20 protein-coding genes are annotated in these 19697 nt (G+C 68.6%); 15 read left to right on the plus strand and 5 right to left on the minus strand.

Annotation, left to right across the window (positions count from 1 at the left end; translation table 11 throughout):
- Position 1 precedes the first annotated feature (1 nt).
- From nusB to FFK22_RS27815, 3 genes are all read left to right on the plus strand, one after another.
- Positions 2-478, plus strand: a complete 477-nt coding sequence (nusB, locus tag FFK22_RS27805) for a transcription antitermination factor NusB (RefSeq protein WP_138890987.1) — start codon at positions 2-4, stop codon at positions 476-478.
- A gap of 8 nt (positions 479-486) precedes the next feature.
- Complete coding sequence (gene thiL, locus FFK22_RS27810) at positions 487-1461, plus strand: thiamine-phosphate kinase (RefSeq protein WP_138890986.1); 975 nt, start codon at positions 487-489, stop codon at positions 1459-1461.
- A 196-nt stretch (positions 1462-1657) separates the two neighbouring features.
- Positions 1658-3769, plus strand: a complete 2112-nt coding sequence (locus FFK22_RS27815; RefSeq protein ID WP_138891013.1) for a sodium-translocating pyrophosphatase — start codon at positions 1658-1660, stop codon at positions 3767-3769.
- Positions 3770-3835: 66 nt separating this feature from the next.
- Here FFK22_RS27815 and FFK22_RS27820 read toward each other — a convergent pair whose 3' ends face one another.
- Positions 3836-4369 carry an outer membrane protein assembly factor BamE gene (locus FFK22_RS27820; RefSeq protein ID WP_221938905.1) on the minus strand — a complete coding sequence of 178 codons (534 nt, stop codon included), beginning with the start codon at positions 4367-4369 and terminating at the stop codon, positions 3836-3838.
- Positions 4370-4480: 111 nt separating this feature from the next.
- On the opposite strand from FFK22_RS27820, the gene FFK22_RS27825 reads away from it, so the two are divergent.
- From FFK22_RS27825 to FFK22_RS27855, 7 genes are all read left to right on the plus strand, one after another.
- Positions 4481-5032, plus strand: a complete 552-nt coding sequence (locus FFK22_RS27825; RefSeq protein WP_138890985.1) for a ubiquinol-cytochrome C chaperone family protein — start codon at positions 4481-4483, stop codon at positions 5030-5032.
- Positions 5032-5556 carry a DUF177 domain-containing protein gene (locus FFK22_RS27830; RefSeq protein ID WP_138890984.1) on the plus strand — a complete coding sequence of 175 codons (525 nt, stop codon included), beginning with the start codon at positions 5032-5034 and terminating at the stop codon, positions 5554-5556. The genes FFK22_RS27825 and FFK22_RS27830 overlap by 1 nt, the downstream gene beginning before the upstream one ends.
- 97 nt (positions 5557-5653) lie before the next feature.
- Positions 5654-5842 (plus strand): 50S ribosomal protein L32, encoded by a 189-nt coding sequence (rpmF, locus tag FFK22_RS27835; RefSeq protein WP_138890983.1) that lies wholly within the window; start codon positions 5654-5656, stop codon positions 5840-5842.
- 21 nt (positions 5843-5863) lie between these two features.
- Positions 5864-6964: a phosphate acyltransferase PlsX gene (plsX, locus tag FFK22_RS27840; protein ID WP_138890982.1), complete on the plus strand. Its 1101-nt coding sequence runs from the start codon at positions 5864-5866 to the stop codon at positions 6962-6964.
- Positions 6965-6974: 10 nt separating this feature from the next.
- Positions 6975-7952 (plus strand): beta-ketoacyl-ACP synthase III, encoded by a 978-nt coding sequence (locus FFK22_RS27845; protein WP_138890981.1) that lies wholly within the window; start codon positions 6975-6977, stop codon positions 7950-7952.
- A 128-nt stretch (positions 7953-8080) separates the two neighbouring features.
- Positions 8081-8395, plus strand: coding sequence for an integration host factor subunit alpha (locus FFK22_RS27850; protein WP_138890980.1), 315 nt, complete (start codon positions 8081-8083; stop codon positions 8393-8395).
- Positions 8396-8398: 3 nt separating this feature from the next.
- A complete protein-coding gene (locus tag FFK22_RS27855; RefSeq protein ID WP_221938906.1) occupies positions 8399-8929 on the plus strand; it encodes a MerR family transcriptional regulator in 531 nt (176 codons plus the stop codon).
- Between the two features lie 7 nt (positions 8930-8936).
- Here the strand turns inward: FFK22_RS27855 and FFK22_RS27860 are convergent, their stop codons facing one another.
- On the minus strand, positions 8937-10361 hold the full coding sequence (locus FFK22_RS27860) for an MFS transporter (protein WP_138890979.1): 1425 nt from the start codon (positions 10359-10361) through the stop codon (positions 8937-8939).
- 88 nt (positions 10362-10449) lie between these two features.
- Complete coding sequence (rodA, locus tag FFK22_RS27865; protein ID WP_138890978.1) at positions 10450-11601, minus strand: rod shape-determining protein RodA; 1152 nt, start codon at positions 11599-11601, stop codon at positions 10450-10452.
- A 117-nt stretch (positions 11602-11718) separates the two neighbouring features.
- Here rodA and FFK22_RS27870 point away from each other — a divergent pair, with 117 nt between their 5' ends.
- On the plus strand, positions 11719-12312 hold the full coding sequence (locus FFK22_RS27870; RefSeq protein ID WP_186002689.1) for a ClpX C4-type zinc finger protein: 594 nt from the start codon (positions 11719-11721) through the stop codon (positions 12310-12312).
- A 9-nt stretch (positions 12313-12321) separates the two neighbouring features.
- Here the strand turns inward: FFK22_RS27870 and betB are convergent, their stop codons facing one another.
- Together betB and betA are read right to left on the minus strand one after the other, a co-directional pair.
- Positions 12322-13773, minus strand: a complete 1452-nt coding sequence (gene betB / locus FFK22_RS27875; RefSeq protein WP_138890976.1) for a betaine-aldehyde dehydrogenase — start codon at positions 13771-13773, stop codon at positions 12322-12324.
- A 14-nt stretch (positions 13774-13787) separates the two neighbouring features.
- On the minus strand, positions 13788-15440 hold the full coding sequence (gene betA, locus FFK22_RS27880) for a choline dehydrogenase (protein WP_138890975.1): 1653 nt from the start codon (positions 15438-15440) through the stop codon (positions 13788-13790).
- 214 nt (positions 15441-15654) lie between these two features.
- Between betA and FFK22_RS27885 the strand changes: the two genes are divergently transcribed.
- From FFK22_RS27885 to FFK22_RS27900, 4 genes are all read left to right on the plus strand, one after another.
- Positions 15655-16593 carry a choline ABC transporter substrate-binding protein gene (locus tag FFK22_RS27885; RefSeq protein ID WP_138890974.1) on the plus strand — a complete coding sequence of 313 codons (939 nt, stop codon included), beginning with the start codon at positions 15655-15657 and terminating at the stop codon, positions 16591-16593.
- A gap of 67 nt (positions 16594-16660) precedes the next feature.
- On the plus strand, positions 16661-17518 hold the full coding sequence (choW, locus tag FFK22_RS27890) for a choline ABC transporter permease subunit (RefSeq protein WP_138890973.1): 858 nt from the start codon (positions 16661-16663) through the stop codon (positions 17516-17518).
- Positions 17518-18702: a choline ABC transporter ATP-binding protein gene (gene choV, locus FFK22_RS27895; RefSeq protein ID WP_138890972.1), complete on the plus strand. Its 1185-nt coding sequence runs from the start codon at positions 17518-17520 to the stop codon at positions 18700-18702. Before choW ends, choV begins: the two co-directional genes overlap by 1 nt.
- A 318-nt stretch (positions 18703-19020) precedes the next feature.
- Positions 19021-19697, plus strand: a 677-nt coding sequence (locus FFK22_RS27900; protein WP_221938907.1) for a sugar transferase, incomplete at its 3' end; no start/stop codon positions are given.

The following is a 19697-nucleotide window of genomic DNA, read 5'->3' on the forward strand; positions in this document are numbered from 1 at the left end:
GATGGCGACCCCGAAACCCTCCGCCAAGGCCCGCCGCAGCGCCGCCCGCCTCGCCGCCGTCCAGGCGTTGTACCAGCTCGAGCAGTCGGGCACGCCGCTCGACAAGGTGATCTCCGAATTCGTCCATCACCGCTTCGGCGAGCCGGTCGAGGACGAGCCCATGGTCGAGCCCGACGCGCCGCTGTTCGGCGACATCGTCCGTGGCACCCGGGTGCGCAGCGACGAGGTCGACGCCCTGGTCTCCGGCGCGCTCGACGCGCAGTTCTCGCTGTCGCGGCTGGACCTGCTGCTGCGCTGCGTGATGCAGGCGGGGGCCTGGGAGCTGCTGGCCAATCTGCATGTGCCGGCGCCGATCGTGATCTCGGAATATGTCAACGTTACCCGCGCCTTCTTCGGCGGCAAGGAGCCGGCGATGGTGAATGCGGTGCTCGACCGCATCGCCCGAGAGCAGCGGCCCGACGAACCCCGCGCCGGCTAGGAACCGCCATGGGGCTCGGCGAGTTCGAGCGCATCGACCGCTACTTCCGGCCGCTGGCCCGCGCCACGAAGGGCGCGCTCGGCCTGGCGGACGATGCGGCGCTGCTCGACCCCGGCGAGGGCCGCGACCTGGTGGTCACCACCGACGCCATGGTCGAGACCGTCCACTACCTGCCGGACGAGGATCCGCTGCGGGTGGCGCAGAAGCTGTTGCGCTCCAACCTCTCCGATCTGGCGGCGAAGGGCGCGGCGCCTCTCGCCTATACCCTGACGCTGGCGCTGCCGGCCCAGCCGGACGAGAGCTGGATCGAGCGCTTCGTCGAGGGGCTTGCGGCCGACCAGGCTCTCTACGGCATCGGCCTGCTCGGCGGCGATTCGGTGCGGACCCCGGGAACGGCGGTGCTGTCGGTCACCGCCTTCGGCACGGTGCCGCAGGGCGCGATGCTGCGCCGCTCCGGCGCCCGGCCCGGCGACGACCTCTATGTCAGCGGCACGCTGGGCGACGCGGCGCTGGGCCTGCGCGCGATCCTCGGCCGGCTGCCGGGCCTGGCGCCCGACGCCGCCGCGGCGCTGGCGACGCGCCACCGCGTGCCGGAGCCGCGGATGGCGCTCGGCCGCGCCCTGGTCGGCCTCGCCCGTGCGGCGATGGATGTGTCGGACGGGCTGCCGGGCGACCTGCCGCATCTCTGCGACGCCTCCGGCGTGGCGGCGGAGGTCGAGCTGGCCCGGCTGCCGCTGTCCGATGCCGCCCGCGCCGCCATCGCGCTCGACCCGGCGCTGCAGGACATCGCCTGGGGCGGCGGCGAGGACTACGAGCTGCTGTTCAGCGCCCCGCCGACGACCCGGGCCGCGATCGAGGCGGCGGCCGTGGCGGCAAGCACCCCGGTGACGCGGATCGGCCGGATTGCGGCGGGGCAGGGCGCGCGCCTGCTCGACCCACAGGGCTGCCCCGTCGAGTCGCTGAGCGGCTGGCGGCATTTCTGACCGCGCCGCCGGTTCCGGCCGCCCTCAAACAGCCCGAATCGCTGGCTTGTGAGCCCATCCGGCTGCCACAAAGCAAAAAAATTTCACGCTGATTGCCCTGACCATCCTGCTCTGGCATCGTTTCGGCGCAAAAGAAGCGGAGCCGGCCTGAACCGGGCCGGGTGCGTCATCAACAGGGGCGAGGGACTCAAGAATGATGTCAGCGGTCCTTGTCTTCGTGCTGGCCTGCGGCCTTGGCGCGTTAGCCTATGGCGTGTGGGCTTCACGGAGCGTGTTGTCGGCCAGTCCGGGCGATGCCCGAATGCAGGCAATCGCCGCCGCGATTCAGGAAGGCGCCGGCGCCTATCTGAACCGGCAGTATCTCACCATCGGCGTGGTCGGCGTGGTCATCGCCATCATCGTCTCGCTGCTTCTCGGCATTTCCGTCGGCATCGGCTTCATCATCGGCGCCGTCCTGTCGGGCGCCGCCGGCTACATCGGCATGAACATCTCGGTGCGCGCCAATGTCCGCACCGCCGAGGCCTCCCGCCAGGGCCTGGCCGCCGGCCTCGCCATCGCCTTCCGCTCCGGCGCCGTCACCGGCATGCTGGTGGCCGGCCTGGCCCTGATCGCCGTCGCCGGCTACTACGCCATCCTGCTCGCCTCCGGCGCCAGCGGCCGCGGCCTGATCGACCCGCTGGTGGCGCTCGGCTTCGGCGCGTCGCTGATCTCGATCTTCGCCCGCCTCGGCGGCGGCATCTTCACCAAGGGCGCCGATGTCGGCGCCGACCTGGTCGGCAAGGTCGAAGCCGGCATCCCCGAGGACGACCCGCGCAACCCGGCCGTGATCGCCGACAATGTCGGCGACAATGTCGGCGACTGCGCCGGCATGGCCGCCGACCTGTTCGAGACCTATGCGGTGACCACCGTGGCCACGATGGTCCTGGCCTCGATCTTCTTCGCCGGGGCCGGCGCGGTGATGTCGTGGATGATGGTCTACCCGCTGGCGATCGGCGCGATCTGCATCCTGGCCTCAATCGCCGGCACCTTCTTCGTCAAGCTCGGTCCCAGCAACAACATCATGGGCGCGCTGTACCGCGGCTTCGTGGTCTCGGCAGGGCTGTCGCTGGTCGGCATCCTGCTGGTCACCTGGGTCGTGGTCGGCTTCGGCGGCAACTACACAGTCGGCGGCGGCAGCTTCAGCGGCTTCTCCCTCTTCCTGTGCGGGGTCAGCGGCCTGGTCGTCACCGGCCTGCTGATCTGGGTCACCGAGTACTACACCGGCACGAACTTCCGGCCGGTGCAGTCGGTCGCCCGGGCCTCGACCACCGGCCATGGCACCAATGTGATCCAGGGCCTGGCGATCTCGATGGAATCGACCGCGGTCCCGGCGCTGATCATCTGCGTCGCGATCATCGTCACCTACCTGCTGGCCGGCCTGTTCGGCATCGCCATCGCAGTCACCAGCATGCTGGCGCTGGCCGGCATGGTCGTGGCCCTCGACGCCTATGGCCCGGTCACTGACAACGCCGGCGGCATCGCCGAGATGGCCGACCTGCCGGCGGAGGTCCGGGTCACCACCGACGCGCTCGACGCCGTCGGCAACACCACCAAGGCGGTGACCAAGGGCTATGCCATCGGCTCCGCCGGCCTGGGCGCGCTGGTGCTGTTCTCGGCCTACACCTCGGACCTGAACTTCTTCATCAGCAACCCGGGCGAGCACCCCTATTTCCAGGGCCTGACGCTCGATTTCTCCCTTGCCAACCCTTATGTCGTGGTCGGCCTGCTGCTCGGCGGCCTGCTGCCCTATCTGTTCGGTGCGCTCGGCATGACCGCGGTCGGCCGCGCTGCCGGATCGGTGGTGGAGGAAGTGCGCCGCCAGTTCCGTGAGAACGCCGGCATCATGGCCGGCACCAGCCGGCCGGACTACAAGCGCGCGGTCGACATGCTGACCAAGGCGGCGATCCGCGAGATGATCGTGCCGTCGCTGCTGCCGGTGCTGGCGCCGATCGTGCTGTACTTCGTGATCGAGGCGATCGCCGGCCGCTCCGCCGCCTTCTCGGCGCTCGGGGCGATGCTGCTCGGCGTTATCGTCACCGGGCTGTTCGTCGCCATCTCGATGACCTCGGGCGGCGGCGCCTGGGACAACGCCAAGAAGTACATCGAGGAGGGCAACCACGGCGGCAAGGGGTCGGACGCGCACAAGGCGGCCGTCACCGGCGACACCGTCGGCGACCCCTACAAGGACACCGCTGGTCCTGCGGTCAACCCGATGATCAAGATCACCAACATCGTCGCCCTGCTGCTGCTGGCGATCCTCGCCCACTGACCGCCGCGCTCATGACGAAAACCCCGGCGCCGTCGGCGCCGGGGTTTTCACGTCTTCAATCCGCGGCTAGTAGTTGCCGCCGGCGACCGAGCTGGCGACGCCGCCGGTGCCGACCGGGCGGCCCCGGGCGGAGGTCGCGGCGGTGCCGGTCCCGTCGCTGTTGAACCGGCCGATATTGCCCAGGAACTGCTCCAGGATGCCGATGCGGCGACCCAGCGTCGGCGTCTCGCGCGACACCAGGGCCACCTGCTCGCCGTCCTCCAGGTTCAGCTCCTTCATCTCGGTCAGCGTGCTGCTGGTCGGGTCGAACTGCATGCGCAGCACCCGGCGCTTGGTCACTTCGGGGGCGAAGAAGGCCACCGTCTCGACCCGCTGGCCGATGTAATACCATGTGTTGTCGTCGAAGGTGGACACCGTGGTCGGGGTCCCCAGAATCGTCGCCACATCCGCCTTGGTGCTGGTGCCGGTGTGGACCTGCTCGAGGCGGTAATCCTCGACGAGGTTGCCGCGCGTCGCCACCCGCGGCGTGCAGGCCGTCAGCGCCGCCGCCACGAGCAGGCCGGCCGCCATGGTCCGGACGACCCTTGCTCTTTCCGTCATCGCCTCATGTCTCCGCGCCCCGGGGGGGGCTCCCAATTGAAGGCTTCCCTCTAGCACACCACTTCGACTTCGACCAATATCGCCGTCCTTTGCGCAAATCCGATCGGTCCCGTGCTGTCCAAGCTGTTCACCCGCCATCGCCGCGAACGCGTCGCCGCCGAGCTCTACGTCAAGCTGGTCGAGCAGGCGCGCAGCCCGGCATTCTACACCGCCTGCGGCGTGCCGGACACGCTGGACGGACGGTTCGAGGCGCTGGCCCTGCACGCCTTCCTGGTGCTGCACCGGCTGAAGCGCGAAGCGCCGCCGGCGCCGGGCTTCGCCCAGGCCCTGTTCGACCACATGGTCAGCGACATGGATCTCAGCCTGCGCGAGATCGGGGTGACCGATTTCAGCATCGGCAAGAAGGTGAAGGCGATGGGCCGCGGCTTCTACGGCCGCGTCGTCGCCTATGACCATGGCCTGGCCGCCGCCGATCCGGAGGAGCTGGAGGCGGCGCTGCGGCGCAACCTCTACGGCACGGTCGAGCCGGAGCCGGGTCAGGTGAGGGCGGTCGCCGCCTATCTGCGCCGCGAGGTGGCCGGCCTGGCGGCGCAGCCGGTGGCGGCGTTCCTGGCCGGCGAGGTCCGATTCGGCCCGGCGCCCGAGATGGTGGAGGCAGCCTGATGACCCCCGAATTCAGCCGCGTGGTCGGCGTCAACACCCTGCCGCGCGGCGGCCGCACCGTCGCCATCGAGGCCGACGGGGCCGAGCGTGCTGCGCTCGCCCGCCGCTTCGACCTGCTGGCGCTGGACGAGCTCAAGGCCCGATTCACGCTGACGGCCGGACGCGGCGACACCGTGATCGTGACCGGCATGCTGACCGCCGCGGTGGTGCAGCGCTGCGTGGTGACGCTGGACCCGGTGCCCGCTGCGGTCGAGGACGAGATCGAAGCCGTCTTCGCCGACGCGGCGGGGCGGGATGAGGCGGAGGTCGAGGTCGACCCGCTGGCGGCCGAGGTCGAGCCCCTGGTCGACCATCGCATCGATCTCGGCGAGCTGGCGGCGCAACACCTGTCGCTGGCGCTAGATCCCTATCCGCGCTCGCCCGACGCGCCGGAGGCCACGGCCGAGCCGCCGGAGGGCGAGCCGGAGACGCGCCGGCCCTTCGCCGTGCTCAAGGGCGGTGGTGATGACAAGGCAGAGGACTGATCGCTTTTCCTTGCCCCACCGGACCTTTTCCATTAAGTAACGCCGGTCTGAGGCGGCTCCCCCCGGTGCCGCCTTTTCGTATCGAGAGTTCAAGCAAATGGCTGTTCCGAAGAAGAAGACGTCGAAGTCGCGGCGCGACATGCGGCGTTCGCACCACGCCCTGACCGGCGCCTCCTATGTCGAATGCGCCAATTGTGGTGAGCTGGCCCGCCCGCACCATGTCTGCGACGCCTGCGGCCACTACCACGGCCGTGAGGTCGTCAGCGAGACGACGGCGACCGCCTGATCGACTGCGCCCGCATAGGGAATGTCCGACCCGGCGGCCTCTGGCCCAGTGACGATCGCGCTCGACGCCATGGGGGGCGATCGGGCGCCAGAGATGGTGCTCGAAGGGGCTGAGATCGCCCGCACGCACCATCCGGACGTGCACTTCCTGATCGTCGGTGACGAGGCGCGGCTCGCGCCGTTGCTGGCGAAACGGCCGGCCTTGGCCAAGGTGTCGACGATTCGGCATGCCGCCGACGTCATCACCAACGAGGACAAGCCCTCCGCCGCGCTGCGCGGCGGGCGCAATTCGAGCATGCGGCTGGCCATCGACGCCGTGGCCGCGGGCGAAGCGCAATGCGTCGTCTCCGCCGGCAACACCGGCGCGTTGATGGCGACGGCGAAGATCGTGTTCAAGACGCTGCCGGGCATCGACCGGCCGGCGATCGCGTCGTTGTTCCCGACGCTGCGCGGCGAGAGCGTCATGCTCGATCTCGGCGCCAACATCGAATGCGACGCCGAGAATCTGGTCCAGTTCGCCATCATGGGCTCGGTCTTCGCCAAGGCGGTGCTGGGCCTGGTCACCCCCTCGGTCGGCCTGCTGAATGTCGGGTCCGAGGCGCTGAAGGGCCCGGACACGGTGCGCGACGCCGCCGCGCGGCTGCGCGAGCTCGAATTCCCCGGCCGGTTCGAAGGCTTCGTCGAGGGCGACGACATCCCGGCCGGGAAGGTCGACGTGGTCGTGACCGACGGCTTCTCCGGCAACATCGCGCTGAAGACCGCCGAGGGCACGGCCAAGCTCTACGCCACCTGGCTGCGCCATTCCTTCCGGTCCTCCTGGCTCGCCTCGCTCGGCTACCTGCTGGCGCGCGGCGCGTTCCGCCGGCTGCGGCACCGGACCGACCCGCGCCAGTACAACGGTGCGCTGTTCCTCGGCCTCAACGGTATCTGCGTGAAGAGCCATGGCGGCACCGACGGCGAGGGCTTCGCCCATGCCATCGATGTCGGGGTCGATCTGGTCATCCACGGTTTCAATGATAAGGTGAAACAGGAGTTCAGCCGTTTCGAAGGCAGCCGGAACGGCGACGACGCTGCTTCGACGGCTTCAACGACTGCTCCGATCGGAACCGAACAACCCCAATGACCGGCCCCCTATGACAGTCCGCCGCGCGCGCATCATCGGATGCGGTTCTGCCCTGCCTGACCGCGTCGTCACCAACGAAGAGCTGGCCCGCACGGTCGACACCTCGGACGAGTGGATCGTCCAGCGCACCGGCATCAGCGTCCGCCACATCGCGGGGCCGGGCGAGAAGACCTCCGACCTGGCGCTGGCCGCGGCCCGCAAGGCGCTGGCCATGGCCAAGGTCGAGGGCAGTGACCTCGACCTGATCGTGCTGGCCACCACCACCCCGGACCAGACCTTCCCGGCGACCGCGGTGCGGATCCAGGCCGCGCTCGGCATGACCCGCGGCGCCGCCTTCGACGTCCAGGCCGTCTGCTCGGGTTTCGTCTACGCCCTGTCCGTCGCCGACAACATGATCCGGCTGGGCCAGGCGCGCACGGCGCTGGTGATCGGGGCCGAGACCTTCTCCCGCCTGCTCGACTGGAATGATCGCGGCACCTGCGTGCTGTTCGGCGACGGTGCCGGCGCCGTGGTGCTGCGCGCGGTCGAAGGCGGCGGCAGCACCGACGACCCCGGCATTCTGTCGACCCATCTGCATTCCGACGGCCGCCACGAGGACAAGCTGTACGTCGATGGCGGGCCGTCCTCGACCGGCACCGTCGGCCATGTCCGGATGGAGGGTCGCGAGGTGTTCAAGCACGCGGTCGTCAATTTGGCCGAGGTGGTCGAGGAAGCTCTGGCGGCGAACGGCCTGACCCAGGCCGACATCGACTGGCTGGTGCCGCATCAGGCCAACAAGCGCATCATCGACGCCACCGCCCGCAAGCTCGACCTGCCGCCGGAGAAGGTGGTGCTGACGGTGCAGAAGCACGCCAACACTTCCGCCGCCTCGATCCCGCTGGCGCTGGCCGAGGCCGTCAACGACGGCCGCATCCAGCCCGGCGACCTCGTCCTGCTCGAGGCGATGGGCGGCGGCTTGACCTGGGGTGCTGCCCTGGTGCGCTGGTAAGCAGTTAGAGGGCCTCGCCTGAGGGGCTCGTTAGGAAACCCGCCCAAAGCTTTGGAATTGACGGATTATTTTGTGAAGGGTACCGTCCTTCGACGGTCTTCTTCGCAATTGCCCGTCGGGGGGGCGGCATGGCGGAAACGGTGACACGAGCGCAGCTCAGTGAATCGCTCTATCAAGAAATCGGCTTATCTCGCAATGAGTCCGCTGACCTTGTTGAGACGGTGCTTGAAGAAATCTCCGAAGCGCTCGAGCGTGGCGAGACGGTGAAGATCTCGTCCTTCGGCACCTTTGGCGTGCGCCAGAAGGGGCAGCGAGTCGGGCGCAACCCTAAAACCGGGCAGGAGGTGCCGATCCTGCCGCGCCGGGTGCTGGTGTTCCGCGCTTCGCATGTGCTCAAGGGACGCATCAACGGCACCAATCCTCCCCTGGACGACGACGAGTAAGCCATGGCCGGAATGGCAGGATCGGAAGCGAAGCCCGTGCCGCTGCGCAAGTCGGCGACGGCCTACCGCACGATCAGCGAGGTGTCCGACGACCTCGCCGTGCCGCAGCATGTGCTGCGGTTCTGGGAGACCAAGTTCTCCCAGATCCGCCCGCTCAAGCGCGGCGGCGGCCGCCGGTACTATCGCCCCGAAGATGTCCAGCTGCTGCGCCGGATCCAGCGCCTCCTCTATGAGGAGGGGTACACCATCAAGGGCGTGCAGCGCCTGCTGAAGGAAGGCAAATCGGCCGAGGCCGATGCCCCGACCCCGGCGGCGTCCGACGAGGCTGGGACTCCGGCCGGGCCGGCGAGGCCTGTTCCGGTCACGCGGACCAAGCCGACCGGGAAGTCGCGGGACGAGATGCAGCTTTCGCTGCTGGCCGGGGCGGGGCGCGAGGGCCGCGCCCAAGGCATCTCGGCCGAGCTGCGCGACGAGCTGACCGTGCTGCTGGCGGAGCTGAAGCGCCTGCAGGCCGCCCTGCGCGGCGACGCCTGAGCCTTTCTCAGCCGGCCTTCCGCTCCAGCGCGTCGCCGCGGATCAGGATCAGGGCCGCGACCGCCCCGAGACATTCCCCCAGGCCCCCGACCAGGAGAGCCGGCCCCAGGCCGGCGATCAGCCGGTCCGCCGGTGCGTTGACGTCGCCGCCATGCGCGGCGAAGACGGCGCCGAGGATGGCGACGCCCAGGGTGGCGCCGACCATCCGGGCGGTGTTGACCAGCCCGGATGCGGTGCCCGAGCGCTTCTGCGGCACGCTCGACACCGTCACCGCCATCACCGGGCCGGTGTTGAGGCCGAGCCCGACGCCGGTGACCAGCAGCGCCACCTCGATATAGAGCAGGCCGGTGCCGGCGGAGATCCAGGCCAGCAGCAGCAGCCCGGCGCCGATCAGCGCCATGCCGGCGGTCATCGGCGCCCACGGCCCCAACCGGGTCGCCAGCCGGCCGGAGAATTGCGAGACGACGAAGAAGATCACCGACATCGGCAGCAGCTCCAGCCCCGCCTCGATCGGCGTGGCGCCACGCACCGTCTGCAGATAGACCGGGATCAGGAACAGCATGGCGTACATGCCGAAGGTCATCGCCAGCGCCACGATCAGCGAGCCCGACAGGGCCGGGCTGCGGAACAGGTCGAGCGGCACAAGCGCCCCCGCAGTGCGGGATTCGACTGCCAGGAACAGGGCGATCGCGACGAGACCCACGGCGAGGCCGGCGAGCGTGGCGGCGGAGGTCCAGCCCCAGCGGTTGCCCTCGATCGCGGCCAGGGTCAGGGCGCCGAGCGCCAGCATGGCTAGCCCCTGGCCGGGCAGGTCGAGGCGCCGCCCCTCCGGATCGGCGGATTCGGGCACCGACCGGACGGCCAGGACCAGGGCGAGGGCGGCCACCGGCACCACCACGAAGAACAGGCTGCGCCAGCCCGCGGTGGTGACCAGGATGCCGCCGAGCGTCGGGCCGATGGCGAAGGCCAGGCCGTTGGAGCTGGCCCAGATGCCGATGGCATGGGCGCGCTCCCCGGCATCGGGATAGGTCGCGGCCAGGATCGACAGCGAGGCCGGCAGCAGCAGCGCGGCCCCCAGCCCGGTGATCGCCCGAGCCGCGATCAGCACGGTGCCGTCCGGCGCCAGGCCGCAGGCCAGCGAGCCGGCGGCGAACATCGCCACCCCGATGACGAAGATCCGCCGCCGGCCGAACAGGTCGCCCAGCAGCCCGCCGGTCAGCAGCAGCGTGGCATAGACCAGGTTATAGACGTCCAGCACCCATTGCAGGGCGCTGACCCCGAGGCCGAGGGCGGCGCCGATGGCATGGCCGCCGAGATTGACCACCGAGGTGTCGATCTGGGCCACCAGCACGCCGAGGCACATGGCGAACAGGACGAGGCCGGGCTGCGTCCGCGGGGTGTCGATGGTGTCGATGGTGTCGGCTGAAGGCATGTGGCTGCTCCCGCTGTCACAGGGGGAACGGCCGCAATCCGGAGAGGGCTCGCTGAGGACGCTTCGACCCCGGTCGAAGCGTGCGGACTCAGTAGTCGGTGATGCCGCTGCGCGGGACCCGCACCTCGCGGTGGATCCAGACGCTGAGCAGGATGCCGCAGCCCATCAGCAGGGTCAGCATGGCGGTACCGCCATAGGAGACCAGGGGCAGCGGGATTCCGACCACCGGGATCAGGCCGGTGACCATCGCGACATTGACGAAGACGTAGAGGAAGAAGGTCGTGGTCAGGCCGATCCCGACCAGCCGGCCGAAATGGCTGCGGGCGCTGAGCGCAATCATCAGCCCGTAGACGAACAGCATGGTGTAGAGGAACAGCAGGATCAGCGCCCCGACCATGCCGAACTCCTCGGCCAGCACCACGAAGATGAAATCGGTGTGCTTCTCCGGCAGGAACATCAGCTGGCTCTGCGTGCCGGCGGTGAAGCCCTTGCCGAACAGGGCGCCGGAGCCGAGCGCGATCTTCGACTGCATGATGTTGTAGCCGGCGCCGAGCGGGTCGCGCTCAGGCTCGAGGAAGGTGTAGACGCGGTTCTTCTGGTAGTCGTGCAGGAACTCCCAGCCGATCGGGATCGCCGACAGGCCGAGGGTGATGGCCACGGCGAATTTCCACAACCGCACCCCGGTGGCGAACATGACCGCGCCGCCGGTCAGGATCAGCAGCATGGCGGTGCCGAGATTGGGCTGCATCAGCACCAGCCCGACCGGCGCCAGGATCAGCAGCAGCGGCACGATCAGCACCAGCGGATGGCGCACCTCGACCAGCGAGAAGCCGTGGAAATAGCGGGCGAGGGCCAGGACCAGGGCGATCTTCATCAGCTCCGAGGGCTGGATCACCAGGGGCCCGAGATTGATCCAGCGCTCGGCGCCCATGCCGACATGGCCCATCATCTCGACCACGATCAGCAGCGCGAAGACGATGGCGTAGATCGGATAGGCCAGCTTCATCCAGACCCGGATGTCGACCAGCGCCAGCAGCAGCATGACGACGAAGCCGGTGGCGAAACGGGTCAGCTGCCGGCTGGCCCAGGGCTCCCAGGAGCCGCCGCCGGCGGAGTACAGCAGCATGACCCCGACCGCGGCGATGGCGCAGACCAGCACCACCAGGCCCCAGCTCATCAGCTGCAGCTTGGTCAGGATGGTGTAGTGCGGGGTGTCGTCGCGAATCCGGAAGCTGCTCATGAACCAGGGCTATCCGCCGTCGCCGTGACGGCGGCCGGACTATGCTCCGGCCTACCCGGTCGGGCAAGATCGCAGGACGCTGCCGCCGGATGCCGGGCGGCGATGACGGGGGACACGATGGACATCAGCACCAGGATTGCCGGCGCGTGGTCCCTGTTGACGGGGCGGGGCGTCGACGCGGTCGTCTGTTCCTTCTGCGGGGCTGACCGGCGTCGGGTCGAGCAGATCATCGCGGGGCCGGGTGCGACCGCGATCTGCAACCGCTGCATCTTCCTGTGCAATGGCATCCTGCTCGAGCACAGCGGCAGGCCCGGCTTCGCCCGGCACGCCGATGGCGACCATGTCCGGACGGCGACGCTTTCGCTCAGCCACGACAATCCGCTGCTCGCGCCGGTGGAGCGGGCGACGCTGGAGCAGCTTCTTCTCGCCCTGGTCGCCGCGCTTCCCGGCTGCACGCTGGTGGGCTGGCAGTACGCGCATGGGGAGAACCGCTTCGACCTGCTGAGCATCGAGATCACTGCGCCGGCCGACACGGCGATGCCGCAGCTGCAGGCCATGGCCAATGAAGGCTGGCGCCGCATCCGCGACGCCTTCATCGCGGCCGGCGCGGCGAACGATCCGCCCTCTCTGCTCGGCCCTGCCGCCGAGGCCGCGCTGCAGGCGGCGCGGGCTTACGCCGGCACGGTTGATGCCGCGATTCGGCCCCGGTGAGACCGCTGGTCAGTAGGGCGAGTCGACGTCGCCGGTCTCGACATAGACGCTCTTCAGCTGGGTGTAGTGCTCCAGCGCGGCGAGGCCGTTCTCGCGGCCGAGGCCGGACTGCTTGTACCCGCCGAACGGGATCTCCACCGGGGTGATGTTGTAGTTGTTGATCCAGCAGGTGCCGGCCTGCAGCCGGGCGACGACGCGGTGGCCGCGGGCCAGGTCGCGGGTGAACACGCCGGCGGCCAGCCCGTATTCCGTGGCGTTGGCGCGGCGCACGGCCTCGTCCTCGTCGGTGAAGGTCAGCACCGTCATCACCGGGCCGAAGATCTCCTCCTGCACGATCGACATGTCGTCGTGGCAGGCGTCGAAGATCGCCGGCTCGACGAAATAGCCGCCGGCCAGGGCCGGGTCGGCCGGGGCGCGGCCGCCGCAGACCAGCCGGGCGCCGGCCTTCACCCCGGCCTCGACATAGCCCAGCACCTTGGCCCGGTGGTCGGCCGAGATCAGGGCGCCGACCTGGGTCGCCGGGTCCATCGGGTCGCCGATCCGCATCTTTTCGGTGCGGGCCAGCAGCGCGTCCATGAAGCGGTTGTGCAGCGAGGCCTCGACGAACACCCGGGTGCCGTTCGAGCAGATCTCGCCCTGGGTGTAGAAATTCGCCATCATCGCCGCCTTCACCGCGTTCTCGACATCGGCATCGGCGAAGATGATCAGCGGCGACTTGCCGCCCAGCTCCATGGTCACGTGCTTCATCGCCCCGGCGGCGGCGGCGGCGACCTTGCGGCCGGTCGGCACCGACCCGGTCAGCGACACCTTGGCGACGTCGGGATGGGTGACCAGCGCCTGGCCGACGTCGCCCTTGCCCTGCACCACGTTGAACACGCCGGGCGGCAGGCCGGCCTCGGCGAAGATCCCGGCCAGCGCCAGCGCGGTCATCGGAGTCAGCTCGGACGGCTTGAACACCATGGTGTTGCCGCAGGCCAGAGCCGGGCCGGACTTCCAGCAGGCGATCTGGATCGGGTAGTTCCAGGCGCCGATGCCGGCGACCACGCCCAGCGGCTCGCGCCGCGTATAGGCGAAGGCGCGGCCGAAATCGTGATGGGTGCCGTGCAGCGACGGCGCCAGCCCGGCGAAATACTCGATCGCGTCGGCGCCGGAATCGATGTCGACCGCCAGCGCCTCGGCGATCGGCTTGCCGGTGTCCTCGACCTCCATCCGCGCCAGCCGGTCGCGGTTGGCGCGCAGCAGGCGCACCGCCTCGCGCAGGATGCGGCCGCGCTGGGTGCCGGTCATGCCGGCCCAGCCGTCGAAGGCGGCCTTGGCGGCAGCCACGGCGCGGTCGACATCGGCGGGGGAGGCGGCGGCGACCCGGCCGATGACCTGCCCGGTCGCCGGGTTGATGGTGTCGAACGGCGTGCCGCTGCCCGCGACCGCCTGTCCGCCGATATGCAGCCCGATCTCAACCATGGCGTTCTCCTGTTTCAGCGCTGAGCCGTCTGCCAGTTCGGCGCCTCGTAGACCGGGGCGTTGGACGGCGGCAAGGGCGTGCGGCCGAGGATCATGTCCGCCGCCTTCTCGCCGATCATGATGGTGGGGGCGTTCAGGTTGCCGCTGACGATCGAGGGCATGATCGAGGCGTCGACGACTCGCAGCCCTTCCAGCCCGCGCACCCGGGTCTCGGGGTCGACCACCGCCATCTCGTCGACGCCCATCTTGCAAGTGCAGGACGGATGGTAGGCGCTGTCGGCCTTGGCCCGGACGAAGGCGTCGATCTCGTCATCGGTGCGCACCGACGCGCCGGGCGAGATCTCGGGCCCGCGATAGGGGTCGAAGCCGCTCTGGGCGAAGATCTCGCGGGTCAGATGCACGCAGGCCCGCATGTCGGCGCGGTCGTCCTCGGTGCTCAGGTAGTTCGGCTGCAGGATCGGCTTGGCCCTCGGGTCGGCCGAGCGTAGCTCGACCCAGCCGCGCGAGGTGGCGCGCATGGTGCCGGCATGGGCCTGGAAGGCGTGGCGGTCGCCCGGCTGGCGGCCGTGGTCGTTCACCACCGACGGCAGGAAATGATACTGGATGTCCGGGTGCCGGATGCCGGGACGTGAGCGGATGAAGCCGCCGGCCTCGAGATGGGCCGAGGTGGTCAGACCGCTGCGGAACAGGAACCACTCGACTCCGACCCTGGCTTTGTACAGCGGGTTCTCGACGCTGTAGAGCGTGATCGGCTTGGTGCACTCGTACTGGATGTACATCTCCAGATGGTCCTGCAGGTTGCGGCCGACGCCGGGCAGGTCGTGCACCACGGCGATGCCGTGCCGGCGCAGCTGGTCGGCCGGGCCGACGCCGGACAGCATCAGGAGCTGCGGCGAGTTGATGGCGCCGCCGCACAGGATCACCTCGCGCGCGGCGCGGGCGATGCGGACCTGGCCGGCCCGGGCGTATTCCACCCCGACCGCGCGGGTGCCCTCGAACAGGATCCGGGTGCTCAGCGCGCCGGTCTCGATCGTCAGGTTCGGCCGCGACCGGATCGGCTTCAGATAGGCCTTGGCGGCCGACCAGCGCTCGCCCTGATGGATCGTCATGTCCATCTTGCCGAAGCCCTCCTGCTGGTAGCCGTTCATGTCGTCGGTGAACGGATACCCGGCCTGCTGCCCGGCCTGGACGAAGGCGTCGAACAGCGGGTTCGGCTGGCTGCCGGTCGACACGTTGAGCGGCCCGTCGCTGCCGCGATAGTCGTCGCCGCCTTTGGCCCGGGTCTCGGCGCGGCGGAAATAGGGCAGCACCTCGGCATAGGACCAGCCGGCGGCGCCTTCCTCGGCCCAGCGGTCGTAGTCATAGGCATGGCCGCGGACATAGACCATGGCGTTGAGCGAGGAGGAACCCCCCAGCACCCGGCCGCGCGGCCAGTACATGCGGCGGCCGTCCATCGCCGGCTGCGGCTCGGTCTCGTAGTACCAGTTGTACTTGTCGTCGCCGAGATTGTAGGTCAGCGCCGCCGGCATGTGGATCTTCCAGGTCCGGTCCTCGGGCCCGGCCTCCAGCACCAGCACGCGGTTGCCGGGCTCGGCCGACAGCCGGTTGGCCAGGACGCAGCCGGCCGAGCCGGCGCCGACGATCACATAGTCGAATTCTGCCGTCATACCTTCCGCTCCTCGGGGCTGCGGCGCATGCTAGCGGGGCCGGGCCGGGCGATGAGGCCGGTTTGCGTCACGCCATGCCGGAAATCGGCCAGCGGCGACGCCCGGGCCGTCGTTAGACTCGCGCGGAGGCGCCTTGCCGCGGGTCCGGCGGCCGGGGCTGCCCCGTAACGAACGAAAATTGTGAGACAGGCGGGCAAACAGGAGAGTCGCAATCATGATGTCGTGGCGTTTGAGCGGGCTGGTGCTGGGCCTGGCCCTGGCCGCCGGGACGGCCCAGGCGGCCGATCCGGCGAGCTGTCAGAAGGTGCGGTTCTCCGATGTCGGCTGGACCGACATCACCGCGACGACGGCCTTGACCAAGACCGTGCTGAAGGGCCTGGGCTATGAGCCCTCGGACGAGCTGCTGTCGGTGCCGGTCACCTACGTCTCGATGAAGAACAAGAACATCGACGTGTTCCTCGGCAACTGGATGCCGTCGATGGCCGGCGACGCCAAGCCCTATTTCGACGACAAGTCGGTCGAGAGCCTCCGGGCCAATCTCGAAGGCGCTAAATACACCCTCGCGGTGCCCGACTACGTGGCCCAGGGCGGGGTCAAGGATTTCGCGGACCTGGCCAAGAACGCCGACAAGTTCGGCGACAAGATCTATGGCATCGAGCCGGGCAATGACGGCAACCGTCTGGTCCAGAGCATGATCGACAAGGACGCCTTCGGCCTGAAGGCCTGGCAGCTGGTCGAATCAAGCGAGCAGGGCATGCTCTCGCAGGTCGACCGCGCCATCCGCCGCAAGGAATGGATCGTGTTCCTCGGCTGGGCGCCGCACCCGATGAACAAGAACTTCGCCTTGCAGTACCTGACCGGCGGCGACGACTATTTCGGCCCGAATTTCGGCGGCGCCACCGTCTACACCAATGTCCGGGCCGGCTATGTCGGCGAATGCCCGAATGTCGGCAAGCTGCTGCAGAACCTCGCCTTCAGCCTCGACATGGAGGCCACGGTGATGGAGGCGATCGGCAATGGCGATGACCGGGACAAGGCGGCGACCGCCTATCTCAAGGCCAATCCGGATGTGCTGACCCCCTGGCTCGCCGGCGTCACCACCTTCGACGGCAAGGACGGCCTCGCCGCGGTGAAGGCGTCGCTCGGCCTCTGAGACTCCCTGACAGGCGCGCCGCCCCGGCGGCGCGTCGTCCAAACGTCCGGAACAAGAAGGACGCCGCATGGACGAACTGAGCGCGCTGCTGTCCCAGAAGATCCCGCTCGGGTTGTGGATCAAACACCTGACGGACTTCCTGACCGACAATTTCGCCAGCGTCTTCGATGCCATCTCGATCGGCCTCGGCACCGCCATCGAATGGCTGATCGACGTCTTTCTGTGGCCGCCACCGCTGGTCTTCATCGGCATCGTCGCCGTCCTCGCCTATGTCCTGCACCGGCGCTGGCAGCTGGTGGCGCTGGTCGTGATCGGCCTGCTGCTGATCCTCAATCTCGGCTACTGGACCGAGACCATGCAGACCTTGGCGCTGGTGATCAGCGCCACCTTCCTGTCGCTGGTCATCGGCATCCCGATCGGCATCCTCTGCGCCCACCGGCCCCTGGTCTACGCCGTGATCCGGCCGGTCCTCGACCTGATGCAGACGCTGCCGACCTTCGTCTACCTGATCCCCACCCTGATCCTGTTCGGTCTCGGCGTGGCGCCGGGCCTGATCTCGACCATTGTCTTCGCCGTGGCCGCGCCGATCCGCCTGACCTATCTCGGCATCCACGGCGTGCCGAGCCCGCTGCTCGAGGCTGGCGAGGCCTTCGGCGCCACCAAGCGGCAGCTGCTGTTCAAGGTCGAGTTGCCGCACGCCCTGCCGACGATCATGGCCGGGCTGACCCAATGCATCATGCTGTCGCTGTCGATGGTCGTCATCGCCGCGCTGGTCGGGGCCGACGGCCTGGGCAAGCCGGTGGTGCGCGCCCTCAACTCGGTGAATGTCCCCATGGGCTTCGAAGCCGGCCTGTGCATCGTCATCCTGGCGGTGATCCTCGACCGCCTGGTGAAAAGCGAACGGCCCGTCGGAGGGGCGCACTGATGTCGGACACCCTTCCCGCGGTCCATTTCAACGCCCTCGACGTGATCTTCGGGCCGACGCCGAAGCGGGCGCTGGCCCTGCTGGACCAGGGCCGCAGCCGGGCCGAGATCTTGGCCGAGACCGGCGACACCCTGGCGGTCGCGGGGGCCGAGCTCTCGGTCCCGCCAGGCGAGCTCTGCGTGCTGATGGGCCTGTCCGGCTCCGGCAAGTCGTCGCTGCTGCGCTGCGTCAACGGCCTCAACAAGGTCACCCGCGGCCGCATGATCGTGCGCTGCGACGGGCAGGAGGTCGACGTCGCCTCGTGCGACGAGACCACTCTGCGCAAGCTCCGCGCCGACTGGGTATCGATGGTGTTCCAGCAATTCGCGCTGATGCCGTGGCGCACCATCCGCGAGAATGTCGGCCTAGGGCTCGAGCTGCGCGGCGTACCGAAGGCCGAGCGCGACCGCGTGGTCGACGAGAAGCTGGCGCTGGTCCATCTCGACAAATGGGCCGGCAAGTACCCGCGCGAGCTGTCCGGCGGCATGCAGCAGCGCGTCGGCCTGGCCCGCGCCTTCGCCACCGATGCCGATATCCTGCTGATGGACGAGCCGTTCTCGGCCCTCGACCCGCTGATCCGCACCCATCTGCAGGACGAGCTCCTGGAACTGCAGCGCCGGCTGAAGAAGACCATCGTCTTCGTCAGCCACGATCTCGACGAGGCGCTGAAGATCGGCAACCGGATCGTGATCATGGAATCCGGCCGCATCGTCCAGGTCGGCACGCCGGAGGAGATCGTCACCAAGCCGGCCGACGACTACGTCGCCAACTTCGTCGCCCATGTGAACCCGCTCAACGTGCTGCGAGCCGAGGCGCTGATGACGCCGCTGGACCTGCTGCCGCGCGACGGCGATTCGATCCTGGTCGACAAGGCCATGACCTGCCGCTGCCGGGTCGACGATCTCGGCCGGCCGATCGCGGTGCTGCAGGACGACAGGCCGCTGGAGATCGCCGACGGCCTCATCAATGGCGTGGCGCCGGGGCAGATCGCAACCATGCCGGTCCATGCTTCAATGCGCCGTTTCATAGCCGCGCATGAAGCGACGCGGCAGCCGATCCTGGTGCTGGACGATGACGGCCGGCTGATCGGCAAGGTCGGGGAAAGTGAGCTGGTGGCGCGGCTGCTTCGTGGGAAAGGCGAATAGAAACAATATATTGAATGATTTTGTTTGCATATCAGTTTAATTTTGCTGTCTCTGCCATTGATCTGTCCACGCTCATGGCGGCAACAGACAGCAACAAATGGATTGTCTCCCCTGGCGGCATTCGATATACATAGTGGGCGCATTCAATGGCCGCCAGGCCACACTAAAAATTGCTGTGTTTAGGCAATAGTGATGCGCGGCAACCCTAGGGACTAGGGGGCGGGGAGTCAGACGAAATATATATGTGGGGTGTTCTGTCGTTTGCGGCGGCGGGACATGTCTTGCTCCTTTGTTTCGGATTTCTGGGGGTACAGGAATATGCAGTCCGACAGCCTCGTCGATACTGCCGCTGTAGACATTTCCGCAGAGACGCCGATCCGGACGGCTCGGGTGGGCATGGCGGCAAAGCGGTTGATGGATATCGTATTGTCGATCGTGTTTCTTGTGCTGTTTTCACCGCTGTTCCTGGTGTGCGCGGCCATGATCCGACGCTCCGGCCGGGGCGTCTTCTATAGCGACCGCCGTGTCGGTCGCCATGGCAAGATCTTCTACTGCCACAAGTTCAGGACGATGGTTCCCAACGCGAACAAGCTGTTGGCGGATCTTCTTCAGAAAGACCCTGAGATGCGGCGGGAGTGGGAATCCGGCTTCAAGCTGAAGAAGGACCCGCGGGTGACCGCGATCGGCCGCTTCCTGCGCAAGACCAGCCTCGACGAGCTGCCGCAGCTGTTCAACGTGCTGAAGGGCGAGATGAGCCTGGTCGGCCCGCGGCCGATGTACGAGGAGGAGCAGGAACGCTGGGGCGCTGCGATCCGCTACTATCACAGCACCCGGCCCGGCATGACCGGCGTCTGGCAGATCTCCGGTCGCAACGACACCAGCTACGAGACCAAGATCCGCCTCAATGTCGACTATGTGCGGACCTGGACCCTCTGGCGCGACATCGTGATCCTGTTCAAGACGCCGAAAGTGTTCCTTCCCGGCGCCGGCGCCTA

The sequence above is a fragment of the Mycobacterium sp. KBS0706 genome (genome assembly GCF_005938675.2).
In the GTDB taxonomy this organism is placed as follows: domain Bacteria; phylum Pseudomonadota; class Alphaproteobacteria; order DSM-16000; family Inquilinaceae; genus Inquilinus.